The organism is Sphingobium sp. (assembly GCF_036170395.1).
In the GTDB taxonomy this organism is placed as follows: Bacteria; Pseudomonadota; Alphaproteobacteria; order Sphingomonadales; family Sphingomonadaceae; genus Sphingobium.
The window spans coordinates 1-15,997 of sequence record NZ_JAVHPD010000045.1; the positions used below are offsets into that span (position 1 = coordinate 1).

A 15,997-nucleotide genomic window follows, 5' to 3' on the forward strand; every position below is an offset into this window, starting at 1 on the left:
GCAAGGCGATGAACCGCAGCTTCATCAGCGTGATCGCCGGCGGCTTCGGCGCGGAGGCCGGGCCTTCGGGCGGCGGCGCGGCGGCGGTGGACCGCCCCTACAAGCGCGGTTCAGCCGAGGACGCTGCGTTCCTGATGAAGCAGGCGGACAGCGTCATCATCGTGCCGGGATACGGCATGGCGGTCAGCCAGGCGCAGCACGCGCTGCGCGAGATGGGCGACCTGCTCAAGAAGGAAGGCGTCAGCGTCAAATATGCCATCCACCCGGTCGCGGGGCGTATGCCAGGGCATATGAACGTGCTGCTGGCCGAAGCCAACGTCCCCTATGACGAGGTGTTCGAGCTGGAGGACATCAACAGCGAATTCGGCCAGGCCGACGTCGCCTTCGTGATCGGCGCGAACGACGTCACCAACCCGGCGGCCAAGACCGACAAGACATCACCCATTTACGGCATGCCGATCCTGGACGTCGCAAACGCCAAGTCGGTGCTGTTCGTGAAGCGCTCCATGGGCGGCGCGGGCTATGCCGGCGTCGACAATGAGGTGTTCTACATGGACAACACCATGATGCTGCTGGCCGACGCCAAGAAGATGGTCGAGGAAATCGTCAAGGGGCTTGCGCACTGAACTTCCGGCGGGGCGGCCGTCGTGCCGCCCCCTACCCGGCCAACCCCTCCAGCGCGGAAAAGCGCTGCGACCAGAGCGCGCCGTGGACGGCCATCCACTGGATCACCGGCCCCAATCCCTTTACCCGCGCCGCATACCATGTCTCCCGCCCGGCGCGGCGTGCTGTCACGAGGCCGGCGCGTTTGAGCTTGGCGAGGTGGCGCGACACCATCGGCTGCGATACGCCCGCCTGTCGGGTGAGCGCCTGCACATTCTGCTCCCCGTCGCGGACCAGATTTTCGAGGATCGCCCGGCGGGTGGCGTCGGACAGCGCCTTGAACAGCGCATCGGTGGCCGCATCGCGACCGGCGGCTTTATGTGAACCAAGCATCGTTAACGCATAACCATCTGATTATGGATGGGTCAAGTTTCGCGGCGCGCGAACGCCGCGCCAGCGCGTTAACCAAAAAAAGTCTCGCGGGGCGGCGGCGTGAGTCTTTTCCGCCACACCGCCTTATCTGGAGTCCGCTTGACCAGCCGGACTCAACATCTTGTGGGTCCATGCTTCGTTCGCGCCGCCGTTAACCATTTTCGCAAGAGGCTGTGCTAAACCCCTGATCTTGACGGCGGACTCCCGAGGACTCATCGCTTTGTCCTTGAAGAGAGACGGGGGCTTTGCAGATGGGTGTGATGGAACGGGTCGCGGCGCCGCGGCGGAAGAAGGCGGTTGCGCCCGCGCCGGTGGAGATCGCCACCGACATGCTGCTGCGCGGCGACTGCATCGCGCATATGGCCGCGCTGCCCGACGCCTGCATCGACATGATCTTCGCCGACCCGCCCTATAATCTGCAACTCGGCGGCGACCTGTTCCGGCCGGAGGGCAGCAGGGTCGATGCGGTCGATAATGACTGGGACAAGTTCGATACGCTTGGCAGCTACGACCGCTTCACCAAGGCCTGGCTGCGCGAGGCGCGGCGCATATTGAAGCCCAACGGCACCATCTGGGTGATCGGCAGCTATCACAATATCTTCCGCGTCGGCACCGCGCTCCAGGACGAGGGCTTCTGGATCCTCAACGACATCATCTGGCGCAAGTCCAACCCCATGCCCAATTTCAAGGGCACCCGCTTCACCAACGCGCATGAGACTTTGATCTGGGCGAGCCAGGGCGAGGATGCGCGCTACACCTTCAATTACAAGGCGATGAAGACGCTCAATGACGAGTTGCAGATGCGCTCCGACTGGGTGCTGCCGATCTGCGCGGGGCAGGAACGGCTGAAGCGCAACGGGACCAAGGCCCACCCGACGCAGAAGCCCGAGGCGCTGCTCTATCGGGTGCTGCTGGCCTGCACCAAGCCGGGTGACGTGGTGCTCGACCCCTTCTTCGGCACCGGGACGACCGGCGCGGTGGCCAAAAGGCTGGGGCGCAAGTGGATCGGGATCGAGCGCGAAGAAGATTATATCGAGGTGGCGCTGGAGCGGATCGAAGCGGCGCTGCCGCTCGACGAAAGCGCGCTCACCATCATGCAGAGCGCGCGCAGCCAGCCCAAGGTCGCGTTCGGCACCTTGGTCGAGACCGGCTATCTGACGCCAGGCGCGGTGCTGACCGACGCCAAGCGCCGCTGGCAGGCGGTGGTGCGCGCGGACGGATCGCTGGGCGTGGGGGCGGAGAGCGGCTCGATCCACAAGATGGGGGCGACGCTCCAGGGCGCGCCAAGCTGCAACGGCTGGACCTTCTGGCATCATGAGGCGGAGGGACGGCTGCTGCCGATCGACACGCTGCGCCAGACCTATTTGCTGGCGAACGAGCCTTAAGGAAGCATGTGCTCCGGCGAAAGCCGGAGCCCAGTTCCGCCGTTGGTTCGGTACGGCCCGGTCGGAACTGGGCTCCTGCTTTCGCAGGAGCACGGAATCGCGATAAGGACAGTTCATGCTCCGCACCCTTCCCCCCCATGCCCGCCTTTACCTCAAGCCCGTCTGGTTCGTGCCCTCGCCCATCGGCCTGCCCGATGGCAGCGCAGCGCGGATGGGCAATGGGTTGATATGGTTCCAGGGCTATGAGTTGACCGCGTTCGATGGCGCGCGGCGGATTGCGCGGGTCACGGTGCCGGTGGCGGAGTTTGACGCCGCTGTCGCCGCCCTGCCCGCCCCCCTTGCCGAGCGCGCTCGCCGCTTCGCCGCCACTATATCCGCGACCCGGCCGCCGCTGGCGCTGGGCACGCGCACCGTCCGCTTCGATGCGCCGCAGGTGATGGCGATCCTCAACATCACGCCCGACAGTTTTTCGGATGGCGGGCGGCATTTGGGAGATCCGCAAGCGGCGGCGGACGCGGGTTTCGCGATGGCGGCGGCGGGCGCGGCGCTGATCGACGTGGGCGGCGAATCGACCCGCCCGCGCGCGGAGAAAGTCTGGGAGGGCGACGAGATCGCGCGCGTCGTGCCGGTTATCGAGCGGCTGGCCGCTGCGGGCGTCCCGGTGTCGATCGATACCCGCAAGGCGGCGGTGATGGAGGCGGCGCTGGCTGCCGGAGCGAGCATCGTCAACGATGTGAGCGCGCTCGCCCACGATCCGCGCAGCCTGGAGGTGGTGGGGCGCGCCGGCTGCCCCGTCATCCTGATGCACGCGCCTTCAGCGGGCGACGACCCGCACCATAATTCGGCCGGCTATGGCGATGTGGTCGCGGACGTGTTCGATCATCTAGAGGCGCGCATCGCCGCGTGCGAGGCGGCGGGCATATCGCGCGCGAAGATCATGGTCGATCCGGGGCTGGGCTTCGGCAAGGGCCTGGCCGACAATCTGGCGCTGGTGAATGGCCTTGCGACCTTTCAGGGCCTCGGCGTGCCTTTGCTGTTCGCGGGCAGCCGCAAGCGGCTCATCGGCGCGCTGTCGAACGAAGCGCCGGCGAGCGAGCGGCTCGGCGGCTCCATCGCGCTTGCCTTCCGGGCGGCGGAACTAGGCGCGCAGATGGTGCGGGTGCATGACGTCCGGGAGAGCGTGCAGGCGCTGCACCTGTGGCGCGGGCTGGCGGATGCGGGGTTGAGTGCGGTGTGAGGGGAGCTGTCTATCGTCGCCCCGGCCTTGAGCCGGGGCCCCGCTGCCTTAAAGCAACCTGTCGACATATCCTGCCACTCGGGATTAGCGCGTTCTATCAAGTCGAACTTCCAAGCCCGCCGCCATCGCTTGACCCGCTTTTCATGGTCGATGCAGGCCCGGATATCGTCACCCCGCTCGGCCCAGATGAGCCGCTTCAATCCATAGCGCGCGCAGAAGTCTGATCCCGTTCCAGTACGATGCTGGTGGATGCGGGTGACGATGTCCGCAGTCACGCCGACATACATAGTGCCGCGATAGCGATCGGCCATGATGTAAATCCAGCCGCCTTGTTGCCCGTCCGTCATGATCTCGACTTCGAAGAAGCGGGGCCCCGGGTCAAGCCCGGGGCGACGACGTGGGCAATCCATCTCCGTCATGCCAGCGCAGGCTGGCATCTCACTTCTTCTTCTGGCGTAGCGCTTGGAAGAAAAACGAGATCCCGGCCTTCGCCGGGATGACGAGGGTGCGGGTGGGCCGCCCCTATCGCCCCCAGGCCCCAAACACCGCCGGGTCGATCGTCAGCATCGGCACGCCTTCGCCTGCGTCCTCCGGTTCGGGCGGCGGCAGGCGTAGCGGCGGCCCCTTGCCCGGCGCGAAGCTCACCACGGCGCTGCCGGGGTCGCTCAAGACCAGCGGGTCGAGTTTCAGCGCCGCCGTAAGCCGCGCCTGTGTCACTTCCACCAGCGTCCCGATCTTCGTGAGCGCAAACAGGTCGCGAGCGAAGGCGTAGGGGAGGCGGATGCAGCCGTGGCTCGCGGGATAGCCCGGATTATGCCCGGCGTGGAGCGCAATTCCCGTCCAGGTCAGCCGCTGCATATAGGGCATGGGCGCGTTGCTGTAGAGGTTGGAGCGATGCCATTGCCGCTTCTGGAGGATCGGATAGTCGCCGGTCGGGGTGCGATGCCCCTTCATGCCGGTCGATACGCTGGCAAGGCCGATCAGCCGGTCGCCGCTATAGACATGGATCATCTGCTTTTCGATGCTGATGACCATATAGATCGGCCCGCCCCACGGCCCCTGCCCTAGCCAGCGATATTGGCCTGGCGCGAACCGCTCCACCTCCGCCTGCGCGCGCGCCGGTCCGATCGCGGTCAGGCATAGCAGCAGGACGGAAAGATACGGCAGGACGCGGCGCATAACCCTTTCTTAACCATCCCGTCCGCCAGCGCCAGCCCGGTGCGTTCGCCGGTCCCAAGTCGGGACAGGCAGCGGCAAGCGCAACAAAATGACATGGGCTTCGCGCGGATAGTGCGACGCAAAGCGCGACATGGGCCGTGGACAGGAATAATATGTTTCTTGGGCCGACCTTAAGCTGTAGAGGGGCCGCCTGCCCAACCCTGAAGGACCGTTCCGATGCCCGCCTATCGTTCCCGCACCACCACCCACGGCCGCAACATGGCGGGTGCGCGCAGCCTCTGGCGCGCGACGGGGATGAAGGACGGGGATTTCGGCAAGCCGATCATCGCGATCGCCAATAGCTTCACCCAGTTCGTGCCCGGCCATGTGCATCTGAAGGATCTCGGGCAACTGGTCGCGCGCGAGATTGAGGCGGCGGGCGGCGTGGCCAAGGAACTCAACACCATCGCGGTCGATGACGGCATCGCCATGGGCCATGGCGGGATGCTCTATTCGCTGCCCAGCCGCGACCTGATCGCCGACAGCGTAGAATATATGGTCAACGCCCATTGCGCCGACGCGATCGTGTGCATCTCCAACTGCGACAAGATCACGCCGGGGATGCTGATGGCCGCGATGCGGCTCAACATCCCCGTTGTGTTCGTGTCGGGTGGGCCGATGGAAGCAGGCAAGGCCGATTTGCGCGGTCGGAAGGTCGCGCTCGATCTGGTTGACGCCATGGTCGGGGCGGCGGACGACAGCTATACCGACGCGGAAGTGGAGACGCTGGAGCGCTCCGCCTGCCCGACCTGCGGGTCATGTTCGGGCATGTTCACCGCCAATTCGATGAACTGCCTGACCGAGGCGCTGGGCCTCTCGCTGCCCGGCAACGGATCGGTTCTCGCCACCCATTCGGATCGCGAGCGGCTGTTCCGCGAGGCCGGGCACCTGATCGTCGACATCACCAAGCGCTATTATGAGCAGGATGACGAAAGCGTCCTGCCGCGCAGCATCGCCAGCTTCGCCGCGTTCGAAAATGCGATGAGCCTCGACATTGCGATGGGCGGCTCCACCAACACGGTGCTGCATCTGCTCGCCGCGGCCTATGAGGGCGGAGTCGATTTCACCATGGCCGATATCGACCGGCTGTCGCGCCGGGTGCCGTGCCTGTGCAAGGTCGCGCCGGCCAAGAATGACGTCCATATGGAGGATGTCCACCGCGCGGGCGGAATCATGGCGATATTGGGCGAATTGGAGCGCGCGGGGCTGGTCGATGCGTCGCTGCCGACCGTACACAGCGCCACGCTTGCCGATGCGCTCGCCCGCTGGGATATCGGCCGCACGAATAGCGAGGACGTCCGCAATTTCTATCGCGCCGCGCCGGGCGGGGTGCCGACCCAGGTCGCTTTCAGCCAGTCGTCGCGCTGGGAGGAACTGGACACCGATCGCGAAAAGGGCGTGATCCGCTCCGCCGAACATCCTTTCTCGCAGGATGGCGGGCTGGCCGTGCTGTTCGGCAATCTCGCGCCCGAAGGCTGCATCGTGAAGACCGCGGGCGTGGACGAGAGCATCCTCGTCTTCCACGGCACCGCGCGCGTCTATGAAAGCCAGGACGCTTCGGTCGCGGGCATCCTGGGCAACGAGGTCAAGCCCGGCGAAATCGTCATCGTCCGCTACGAAGGGCCGAAGGGCGGGCCGGGGATGCAGGAAATGCTCTATCCCACCAGCTACCTCAAATCGAAGGGCCTCGGCAAGCTGTGCGCGCTCATCACCGACGGGCGCTTTTCTGGCGGATCGTCGGGCCTGTCGATCGGCCATGTCTCGCCCGAAGCGGCGGAGGGCGGCGCGATCGCGCTCATCGAAACGGGCGATCCGATCGTGATCGACATCCCCGCCCGCTCGATCCGCATCGACCTAGACGACGCGGTCCTCGCCGCGCGACGCGCCGAGATGGAGGCGCGCGGCGCGAAGGCGTGGAAGCCCTTCGGCCGCAAGCGCGATGTGACTCCGGCGCTGCGCGCCTATGCCGCCATGACGACCAACGCCGCGCGGGGCGCGGTGCGCGACGTGAGCCAGATCGAGCGCTGAGCGCCGCATCCATTCCGCTCTCCCTGCGTTGAACCCGCGTCATCGCAAGGAGAGCATCATGGCGGACCTCAGCAGCATCACCGAACATATGGAAGTCATCGGCGCGGACGGCGTGCATATCGGCACTGTCGATCATGTCGAGGGTGACCGGATCAAGCTGACCAAGGCGGACAGCGGCAGCCATGGCGACCATCATCATTATGTGTCGGGCGGCCTCGTCGCCGAGGTCGAGGGCAATCAGGTGCGCCTGTCCGCCAATGCCGACGCGGCAGTGCTGCTGGAGGAAGAAGAGGATGGCGGCGCGATCATGGATCGCAACCCATGACCAAGGCGCTCAAGAAGGGCGACGCGGTTCGCTGGAACAGCCATGGCGGCACGGCCGAGGGCAAGGTGGTGAAGAAGGTCACCAGCCCGACTCAGATCAAGGGGCATAAGGTCAAGGCGTCGAAGGACGAGCCGCAGTTCATCGTCGAAACCGACGAGGGGAAGCGCGCGGCGCATAAGGCCGAGGCGCTGAAGAAGGGCTGAGACTTCCCCCCAAGCCTATACCGTCATCCCCGCGAAAGCGGGGATCCATCTCCTAAGCTATCGTCTTGGCGAAAGGTCGGGAGATGGATTCCCGCCTTCGCGGGAATGACGATCCAGCTATAGTGGCGCGGAATTTACCCCGCCGGCGCGTCGAGCCCGTAGGCCGTGTGCAGCACGCGCACCGCGAGTTCGGTTTCATCCTCGTCGATCAGCACGCTGACCTTGATCTCGCTGGTGGAGATCGCCTCGATATTGATGCCGCGATCGGCGAGCGTCTTGAACATGGTGGCGGCGACGCCGGCATGGCTGCGCATGCCAACGCCCACGACGCTGATCTTGGCGACTTCGACGTCGGTGATGATGCGGCGGAAGCCGATCTTCTCCTTGTTCGCCTCCAATATGTCGACGCTGCGGGCGAGGTCGGCGCGCGGCACTGTGAAGGTGACGTCGGTCTCTTCCTTCTCCTTGCTGTCATTCTGGATAATCATGTCGACGTTGATCGCTGCGTCCGCCAGCGGGCCGAAGATGCTGGCGACCGCGCCCGGCTTGTCGGGCACGCGGGTGACGATGATCTTCGCCTCATTCTTGTCATGGGCGATGCCGGTGATGAGCTGACGTTCCATCTTGGTTTCCTTGAGCTTGGCGTCCAGTTCCTCGTCGCTCACGATCAGCGTGCCGGGGAGGTCGTCCTGGGTGGGATCGTCGAAGGAGGACAGCACCTGCACGACCACGCCTTCCTTCATGGCGAGGCCGACCGAGCGGGTCTGGAGCACCTTGGCACCCACCGAGGCCAGCTCCAGCATCTCCTCATAGGTGACGAGATCGAGCTTGCGCGCGCGGGCGACGATGCGCGGGTCGGTGGTATAGACGCCATCGACATCGGTGTAGATGTCGCAGCGATCCGCCTTCACCGCCGCCGCCACCGCGACCGCCGACGTGTCGGACCCGCCCCGGCCGAGCGTCGACACGCGGCCATCGTCCATCATGCCCTGGAAACCGGGGATGACGGCGACCTGGCCTGCCTGCATGGCCGCGACCAGTGCGTCGGTCTCGATGGTGGAGATGCGCGCCTTGGCATGGGCCTCGATCGTGCGGATCGGCAATTGCCAGCCGAGCCAGCTGCGCGCGTCCACGCCCATGGCCTTGAGCGTCATCGCCAGCAGGCCGCTCGTCACCTGCTCGCCGCTGGCGACCACGACATCATATTCCGCCGGGTCATAGAGCGGCGAGGCTTCCTTGCAGAAGCCCACCAGCCGGTCGGTCTCGCCCGCCATCGCGGACACGACGACGGCGACCTCGTGGCCCTGCTCCACGACATGCTTGACGCGCGCCGCCACGTTGCGAATCCGCTCCATCCCCGCCATCGAGGTGCCGCCGAATTTCATCACGATGCGCGCCATTTGCGTGTCGAACCTGCCTGTGTTTGTGAAAGAAAATGTCCCGAATGGGCCTCAAGCGGCGCTTCTCTTAGCAGCAGCGGCGGATATGGCAAGCCGAGGGAACCAGCGCGCGTCCCGATCTTTCCTGTCCTGAACAGCGAAAGGAGAGCAGCCATGGACACGAGCATCTGGGGCCTGGTCACGATCGGCGGCCCGATCCTGCTGGGGCTGGTGCTGATCTTCGTCATCGTCAGCAACCGCAAGCATCGCAATCCGCGCGAGATCGCCCGCACCGAACAGGCGACGCGCGACCTGCGCGAGCGGCTGAACGAGGAGGACAAGGCCGGCGGCAGCTAGGCAGCCGGCATGTCGCCCCCTATAAAGGCCGGATGACAGAGCCAGCCGCGACGATCGACCCCAGGGAAGCCGCCCATTTCGGCGAAATGGCTGCCGACTGGTGGAACCCCGCCGGATCGAGCGCCATGCTGCACAAGCTGAACCCGGTGCGGCTGCGCTACATCCGCGCCGCGATCGACCGGCATTGGCCGGGGAGCGAGCAGAGCTTCCGGCCTTTGGTGGGCAAAAGCGCGCTCGATGTCGGATGCGGCGCGGGCCTGCTGACCGAGCCGCTGGCGCGGCTGGGCGCGCGGGTGACTGGTCTCGACGCTGCGATGGAAAATGTCGCGGCGGCGCTGGACCATGCGCGGGGCCAAGGCCTGGCGATCGACTATCGCGCTACGCCAGTGGAGCGAATGCTTGGCGAGCGCTTCGATCTCGTCACGTCGATGGAGGTGATCGAGCATGTCGCCGACCCGGCGGGTTTCGTGGCAGCGCTCGGCGCGCGGCTCGCGCCCGATGGGCTGCTGATCCTTTCCACGCCCAATCGCACCCCCCTCTCCCGCTTAGCGATGATTACTTTCGGCGAGAGTATCGGCGGCATCCCCAAAGGCACGCATGATTGGGGCAAGTTCCTGACGCCCGACGAACTGACCTTGCTACTGACCGACGCGGGGCTGGAGGTGGTGGACAGCAGCGGCCTCTCCTTCGATCCAGCGCGCAGGTTCGTGCTGTCGGACAACAAGGCGATCAACTATCTGCTGACGGCGCGGCACCGGGCGTGACGGCGCGGTCGGACGCGGTTGACACATATATCGCGGGCCAGGCCGACTTCGCCCGCCCCATAGTCGCCCATGTCCGTGCGCTCGTGCATGACAGCTGTCCCGACACGGTCGAAGCGATCAAATGGGGGTTCCCGCACTTCGTCTATCGGGGCAAAAATCTGGCTTCCATCGCCGCCTTCAGCCATCATGCGGCGGTTGGGCTCTGGTACGGCGAAGATGCCGGGGAGCGGGACGGGATGGGCCAGCTGGGCAAGATCCGGTCGCTCGCCGATCTCCCGTCCGACGACGATTTTCGCGCGCTGCTGGCGCAGTCCGTGGCGCTGATCGAGGCTGGCGCGAAGCCGCCCCGCCTCGCGGCTCGTCAGCCACGCGAACCGCTGCCGGTCCACCCCGACCTTGCCGCCGCAATCGATGCCGATCCCGCCGCTGCCGCTGTCTGGGCTGCCTTCCCGCCCGGCAAGCAGCGCGACTATGCCGAGTGGATCGGCGAAGCGAAGACCGATCCGACGCGGGAGCGCCGCATCGCTGAGGCGGTCGCATGGATCGCCGAGGGCAAGGGCCGCAACTGGAAATACGAGAAGTGCTGATCGCCCCTCCCCGCCTCACATCGTGATTTTCGCGCCGGCATATAGATAGCGCCCGACATAGCTGACCGGATAATCGGCGGACGCGATCGCGGGCTGCTGGTCGAACAGATTGTTCGCGCCCAGGAAGAAGCGGAAACGCTTGTCCACATCATAGGCGACGTAAACGTCGTGCTGCCATTTTTCCTTGTAGCGGAAATATTTGGGGTCGGAGAGGTCGGGGTTCGCCGCCAGTTCCTCGGTGGTGTAGCGGCGGGTCTTGCTGAACCAGCTAACGCCGTAATTGACCGTCAGCCTGTCCAGCGTCCAGCTGATGTCGCCGGTCGCGTTCCACTTGGGATAATAGGCTTCCAGGCGATCGACATCGACGGTCGCGCCGGGCGTCGGGATGAATTCCAGCTTGTTGAGATAGCCACCGACGAGGCCGATCGAAAAGATGCCGGCCTTTGCGGTGTCGAACCGATAGTTGAGCTTGAAATCCGCGCCCGAGGTGCGAAAGCTCGCGACATTCTGCGGCTGGACGAACCAGCCATTGATATAGCCGGTCGCAGGATCGCGCGAGATGTTGGCGCAAAAGACATTGTCGAGGCTGGGCTGATCGACGCAGAGTTCCGCGACTTCCTCCGCCGTGGCGGTGTTGATCGCATTTTTCAGCTTGATGTCGTACCAGTCGAACGAAGCCACAAGGCCGGGGAGGAAGCCCGGCCGCAGCACTACGCCGGCGGTCCAGGTGCGCGCCGTTTCCTCCTGCAAATCGCGGTTGCCGCCGCTGTTGCCGGGCAGGGTGACTGTCGCGGTCGGATCATTTTCCGGGTTGAAGGCCGCGATCTGCGCGGGGCTGAGGCCGAGGGCGGAGAGCGCCGCCTGGCAGTTGGCGGCGCGATATTGGGTGCCTTCGGTAATATAGACCGGGTCGCACGGGTCCCCGATGAAGTCGAGGCCGCCATTGCGCGGCGCGAACAATTCGGTGATGTTGGGCGCGCGCACCGCTTCGGACCAGGTGCCGCGGAAGCTGACGTCCGGGATCGGCGCATAGACGCCATCGACCTTCCAGGTCGTGGTCTTGCCGATGGTCGAATAGTCGGACAGGCGAAGCGCCGCGCCGAAGCTTAAGTTATGTGCGAAGGGCATGTCCTTGAGCAAGGGCACCGACAATTCGGCGAAGGCTTCCTTCACGTCGAAGCTGCCGCTTTCATCCTGCTGCGCGGAAAAATCGGCGAGAGCGCCGGTCTTGAGCAGCGGATCGGTGCGGAAGGCGCTCTTTTCCTTGCGATATTCCGCGCCCAGCGCGAAGCCGATCGGGCCGCCGGGCAGCGCGAAGAACTGGCCCAAATCGCCATTGATCGATCCCGACAGGACATGCTTCTGCACCTTCGCGCGGTTGCGGACGTCGGCATTGACCCAGTCGAGCGCCGCCTGATCGCGCACGCCATTGCCGAGCAGGTTCAGCGGGCGGCAGCCTCCGCCCGCGCCGGGGGTGAAGCTGGTGGCGGGCGCGTCATAATTGTCGGGATTGATGTTGGCGGCGGGGTCCAGCGTCGAGCGGCAGACGATCTGCCCGCTTGCCGGATCGCGCACCGCGTCGATCGCCGCCCAGTAACGGTCGCCGATGCGATAGTCGGTCAGCAGCACCTTGGATTTAGTCTGGCCGTAGGTGTAGGAGAGTTCGTAGCGGGCATGATCGGTGATCGCCCCCTCGAACCCGCCGACGAAACGCATCGTCTCGCGGTCGTTGCGCTCGCCGCGCACGCCGAGGTCGAAATTGTCGCGCGTGACGAGCGCGCCCTGCGACGTGTCGGCGATGCCGGCGTACCGGTCCTGAAGATAGGGATTGTCGGGCGAGAGATAGGTGAAGAAATCGAACGAAGGCTGCGACAGGGTGAAGGTGCGGTTCTTCACATATTTGGCTTCGAAGAAGAATTTGATCGCGTCGCTGACATCGTAATGCGACAGAAGGTTGATGTTGTGGACCCGGTTGGCGGCTTGCAGATCGCCCTGATAGCCGGCGAGCGGCGTGCTGTCCCCGCCCTGCGCCAGGCCGCCCGACGAGCGCAGCAGCAGGCCGCGATCATAGACTTTGCCGGAGCCGGTATAGTCGGGGACGCAAAGCCCGTCGTCGAGACAATCTACCACGTCGAAATCGACCGCGCCGTCCACCGAACTGTCGGCATAGCGCAGATCGTTGAACGGGATGCGATCGGGGACGGCGGGATCATCGGGGAAATCCGCCGGATTGCGGACGATGCCGAAGGTCTTGAGCGGATTGCCCGTGCGTTCGCGCGCGAAGCTACTGAGGCGATCCTGAGCGCGATATTCGTAGGACAGGGCGATGTTGCCGCGCCCCTCCGCGAAATTCCTGCCAAATGTCACCGAGCCGTAGCGCTGGCCCGCATCGCCGCGGCTGGAAATGCCGATCTGACCGCTCGCCAGCAGACCATCGAAATCACGCTTCAGCCGGAAATTGACCACGCCCGACACGCCGTCCGCGCCGTAGATGGCGGACGCCCCGCCGGTCAGCACGTCGACGCCTTCGATCAGGTCGGTGGGGATGGTGTTGATGTCGACGGCGGCGGTGCCGGCCAGGCTCGCCACATGGCGGCGGCCGTTGACGAGGACGAGGGTGCGCTGCTCGCCAAGGCCGCGCAGGTTCAGAAGCTGGACACCGACCGAACCGAAATTGGCGTTGGAACCCGAGGTCTGGGCGCCGCCGAAGGAAGCGATCAGCGCGGGGTTCTGCCGCAGCGTGTCGATGATCTGCACATTGCCCGCCTGCTCCAGCGTTTCGGCGCTCACCGTCACCAGCGGGTTGGCGAGATTGTAGCCGAATTGCTGGATACGGCTGCCGGTGACGACGATGGTGCCGCCTTGATCGGCCGGGTCGCTGACCTGCGCCAGCACCGGGCAGGCGAACAAGGCGCATGGCGCGCTCGCGGCAAGCAGCCGGCGCGCCACGACGGCAGAGCGATGCAGCATGATGGACCCCTTCCTTCCCGCTCGCCCCTGCGAGCCCATCGGTCGCCAACGCCCGCGAAAAGCGATCGGATCAATGGCGATGCGGGCGATGGTCCCCCGGCCCGCATTTTTGCCGAGCATGTGTCACATGCGTGCAACGGTCCATGAGAGGGCCAGGTCAGCCGCGCACCGCCTCCGCCCGCGCGATCAGCGCCCGCGCTTCCTCGACATGCATCGTCTCGATCATCCGCCCCTCGAACCGTTCCGCGCCGCCGGTCGCTGCCTCGACCAGCCGGCGGGCGTCGGCGACAGCCTGCGCGTCGGGGCCGAACACCTGATTGGCGACAGTGACCTGGCTCGGGTGGATCAATGTCTTGCCGTCGAAGCCCAGATGGTGGCCTTCGGCGCATTCGGCCTCAAGGCCCGTTTCGTCCTCCAGCCGGTTGAACACACCGTCGAACACCGCGATCCCCGCCGCGCGCGCCGCCAGCACCACCGCCTGCATCGCGTGGGCAAGGCCCGCGCGCCCGGCGGAAGGCGGGATGCCGAGATCCTTGCGCAGGTCGTTATTGCCCATGAAGAGCCCCGCGCACCCCTCCCCCGCCGCGATCGCCGGCGCAGCCAGCACGCCCCTGGCGCTTTCGATCATCGCGATCACCGGCTTCTGCGCGACACTGAATACGTCCCGCACCTGCTTGGGATGCTCGACCTTGGGCAGCACGACATAGTCGGCGGCCGTGCCCTTGAGCGCCACCATCTCTGCCCCATGGCTGGGCGTGCCCTCGACATTGATCCGCACCGCCGCCAGCCGGCCGCCAAAGCCTTCGTCCAGCGCCGCAATCGCACCGTCCAGCGCGACCTTCTTGGCGTCGTCGGGCACCGAATCCTCCAGGTCCAATATCACCATGTCGCAGGGCAGCGACCGCGCCTTGGCGATGGCGCGCGGGTTGGACGCGGGCAGGAACAGCAGCGAACGGGCGTGGCGCAGCAGCATGAGGGGTCTCCTTGGGTCCGGTTCGCGCCTGCTTAGCCCGGCTGGCGCTGTAGGCCACCTCTTTTCGCTCGGCGGGATAATGGGCATAGATAGGGGAACATCATCCCGGAGCCCTCGCCATGTCCCATAGTCGCCGCGACGTCCTGATCGCTGGCTCGTCCGCCCTGGCGCTCGCCGCCCTGCCCGCCCGCGCGGCCCAAAGCGCCGATGCCGGCGCGCAGGCGATGCTGGCCGACATGGCCGAAGCGATGCTGGCCGATGCGCCGGAGACCGCCAGCGGCCTTGGCATCGACAGCGGCGCGCGCGCCGCGCTCAAGAGCCGACTTGGCGACAAATCGCCCGCCGGACAGGCGCGGATCGCGGCGCATGTGGCGGAGCGTCTGGCGAAGCTGCGCGCCGTGAATCGCGCGGCGCTGTCGCCCGCTACCCGCACCGATGTCGATGTCGTCCTCGCCGCGCATGAACTGGCGGCGGACGGTTTCGCCTTTCCCTTCGGCGACATGGCGATGATGAACAGCAATTGGTCCTACCGCAACAGCCCCTATGCGGTCGCCCAGAACACTGGCAGCTTCGTAGAAACGCCCGATTTCCTCGACAGCAATCACGCGATCAAGGACCGGGCGGACGCCGACGCCTATCTGGCGCGCCTCTCCGCCTATGCCGCCAATCTGACCGGCGAGACCGAGCGGCTGCGGCATGATGCCGGCATCGGCGTGGTCGCGCCCGCCTTCCTGCTCGACAAGACGCTGAAGCAGATGACCGCCGTGCAGGCGCAGCCGATCGAGCAATGGGTGCCGGTCGCCTCGATCGCGCGCCGCACCAAGGACATGGCGGGCGATTATGACGCTAAGGCTGCCGCCATTGTGAAGGCCGAGGTCGCCCCCGCGCTCGCCGCCCAGATTGCCGAGTTGCAACGCCAGCGCGCCACCGCGACGATGGATGCGGGCGCGTGGAAGCTGCCGCAGGGGGACGCCTATTACGCCTGGGCGCTGCAAGCCGGCACCACCACCCGCATGACCCCGGACGCGGTGCATCAGCTCGGCCTTGACCAGCTCGCGGCGCTGCAAGGGAAGATGGATGGCTTGCTCAAGGGGCTGGGCCTGACCAAGGGTACGGTCGGCGAGCGCATGACCGCGATGGGGAAAGACCCGCGCTATCTCTTTCCCAATGACGACAAGGGCCGCGCGCAAATCCTCTCCTATATCGATGGTCGCCTGGCCGACATCCGCACCCGCCTGCCGCGCGCTTTCGCGACGCTGGTGCCAGGCAAGCTGATCGTCAAGCGCGTGCCGGTGGAGATCGAGGCGGGCGCGCCGGGCGCCTATGCCGGCGCCGGCTCGATCGACGGGAGCGTGCCGGGCAACTATTATATCAACCTGCGCGACACGAGCATCTGGCCGCGCTACGCGCTGCCGACGCTCTGCTATCATGAGGGGATACCGGGGCACATCTGGCAGGGCGAATATACGTACAAACTGCCGCTGATCCGCTCGCTGCTCGCCTTCAACGCCTATTCGGAGGGCTGGGCGCTCTATG

Annotated in this window: 15 protein-coding genes and 1 pseudogene; 10 read left to right on the forward strand and 6 right to left on the reverse strand. The window is 65.9% G+C overall.

Annotation, left to right across the window (positions count from 1 at the left end; genetic code table 11):
• A partial coding sequence (locus tag V2B31_RS11845; RefSeq protein ID WP_328278684.1) for an NAD(P)(+) transhydrogenase (Re/Si-specific) subunit beta occupies positions 1–626 on the forward strand: 626 nt, incomplete at its 5' end.
• Between the two features lie 31 nt (positions 627–657).
• On the opposite strand, the gene V2B31_RS11850 is transcribed toward V2B31_RS11845, so the two are convergent.
• A complete protein-coding gene (locus V2B31_RS11850) occupies positions 658–996 on the reverse strand; it encodes an ArsR/SmtB family transcription factor (RefSeq protein ID WP_328278686.1) in 339 nt (112 codons plus the stop codon).
• Between the two features lie 290 nt (positions 997–1,286).
• Between V2B31_RS11850 and V2B31_RS11855 the strand changes: the two genes are divergently transcribed.
• Positions 1,287–2,420, forward strand: a complete 1,134-nt coding sequence (locus V2B31_RS11855; protein WP_328278688.1) for a site-specific DNA-methyltransferase — start codon at positions 1,287–1,289, stop codon at positions 2,418–2,420.
• Positions 2,421–2,535: 115 nt separating this feature from the next.
• The gene (gene folP, locus V2B31_RS11860) at positions 2,536–3,657 is read left to right on the forward strand and encodes a dihydropteroate synthase (RefSeq protein ID WP_328278690.1); all 1,122 of its coding nucleotides are present in this window, start codon (positions 2,536–2,538) and stop codon (positions 3,655–3,657) included.
• Between the two features lie 65 nt (positions 3,658–3,722).
• Here folP and V2B31_RS11865 read toward each other — a convergent pair.
• Positions 3,723–4,004, reverse strand: a pseudogene (locus tag V2B31_RS11865) (GIY-YIG nuclease family protein); the annotation flags it as partial.
• 175 nt (positions 4,005–4,179) lie between these two features.
• On the reverse strand, positions 4,180–4,836 hold the full coding sequence (locus tag V2B31_RS11870; RefSeq protein ID WP_328278691.1) for a L,D-transpeptidase family protein: 657 nt from the start codon (positions 4,834–4,836) through the stop codon (positions 4,180–4,182).
• A gap of 216 nt (positions 4,837–5,052) precedes the next feature.
• On the opposite strand from V2B31_RS11870, the gene ilvD reads away from it, so the two are divergent.
• From ilvD to V2B31_RS11885, 3 genes are read left to right on the forward strand one after another with little or no spacing between them, the layout of a single operon-like run.
• Positions 5,053–6,903 (forward strand): dihydroxy-acid dehydratase, encoded by a 1,851-nt coding sequence (gene ilvD / locus V2B31_RS11875; RefSeq protein ID WP_328278692.1) that lies wholly within the window; start codon positions 5,053–5,055, stop codon positions 6,901–6,903.
• Positions 6,904–6,961: 58 nt separating this feature from the next.
• Positions 6,962–7,228 carry a DUF2171 domain-containing protein gene (locus V2B31_RS11880; RefSeq protein ID WP_328278693.1) on the forward strand — a complete coding sequence of 89 codons (267 nt, stop codon included), beginning with the start codon at positions 6,962–6,964 and terminating at the stop codon, positions 7,226–7,228.
• The gene (locus V2B31_RS11885) at positions 7,225–7,431 is read left to right on the forward strand and encodes a DUF2945 domain-containing protein (RefSeq protein ID WP_328278694.1); all 207 of its coding nucleotides are present in this window, start codon (positions 7,225–7,227) and stop codon (positions 7,429–7,431) included. Before V2B31_RS11880 ends, V2B31_RS11885 begins: the two co-directional genes overlap by 4 nt.
• Before the next feature lie 134 nt (positions 7,432–7,565).
• Here the strand turns inward: V2B31_RS11885 and V2B31_RS11890 are convergent, their stop codons facing one another.
• Entirely contained in the window at positions 7,566–8,831 is a 1,266-nt protein-coding gene (locus V2B31_RS11890; protein ID WP_328278696.1) for an aspartate kinase, read from the reverse strand.
• A 153-nt stretch (positions 8,832–8,984) separates the two neighbouring features.
• Here V2B31_RS11890 and V2B31_RS11895 point away from each other — a divergent pair, with 153 nt between their 5' ends.
• Genes V2B31_RS11895 through V2B31_RS11905 form a run of 3 tightly spaced genes read left to right on the forward strand, consistent with a single transcriptional unit; the run spans position 8,985 to position 10,518 of the window.
• Positions 8,985–9,167 (forward strand): hypothetical protein, encoded by a 183-nt coding sequence (locus V2B31_RS11895; RefSeq protein ID WP_328278698.1) that lies wholly within the window; start codon positions 8,985–8,987, stop codon positions 9,165–9,167.
• Positions 9,168–9,199: 32 nt separating this feature from the next.
• The gene (ubiG, locus tag V2B31_RS11900) at positions 9,200–9,931 is read left to right on the forward strand and encodes a bifunctional 2-polyprenyl-6-hydroxyphenol methylase/3-demethylubiquinol 3-O-methyltransferase UbiG (protein WP_328278700.1); all 732 of its coding nucleotides are present in this window, start codon (positions 9,200–9,202) and stop codon (positions 9,929–9,931) included.
• Positions 9,928–10,518 carry a DUF1801 domain-containing protein gene (locus V2B31_RS11905; protein ID WP_328278702.1) on the forward strand — a complete coding sequence of 197 codons (591 nt, stop codon included), beginning with the start codon at positions 9,928–9,930 and terminating at the stop codon, positions 10,516–10,518. The genes ubiG and V2B31_RS11905 overlap by 4 nt, the downstream gene beginning before the upstream one ends.
• Positions 10,519–10,533: 15 nt before the next feature.
• Here the strand turns inward: V2B31_RS11905 and V2B31_RS11910 are convergent, their stop codons facing one another.
• A complete protein-coding gene (locus V2B31_RS11910) occupies positions 10,534–13,488 on the reverse strand; it encodes a TonB-dependent receptor domain-containing protein (RefSeq protein WP_328278704.1) in 2,955 nt (984 codons plus the stop codon).
• Positions 13,489–13,645: 157 nt separating this feature from the next.
• On the reverse strand, positions 13,646–14,461 hold the full coding sequence (locus V2B31_RS11915) for an HpcH/HpaI aldolase/citrate lyase family protein (RefSeq protein WP_328278706.1): 816 nt from the start codon (positions 14,459–14,461) through the stop codon (positions 13,646–13,648).
• Between the two features lie 119 nt (positions 14,462–14,580).
• Between V2B31_RS11915 and V2B31_RS11920 the strand changes: the two genes are divergently transcribed.
• The coding region (locus V2B31_RS11920) for a DUF885 domain-containing protein (protein WP_328278708.1) at positions 14,581–15,997 on the forward strand (1,417 nt) is incomplete at its 3' end.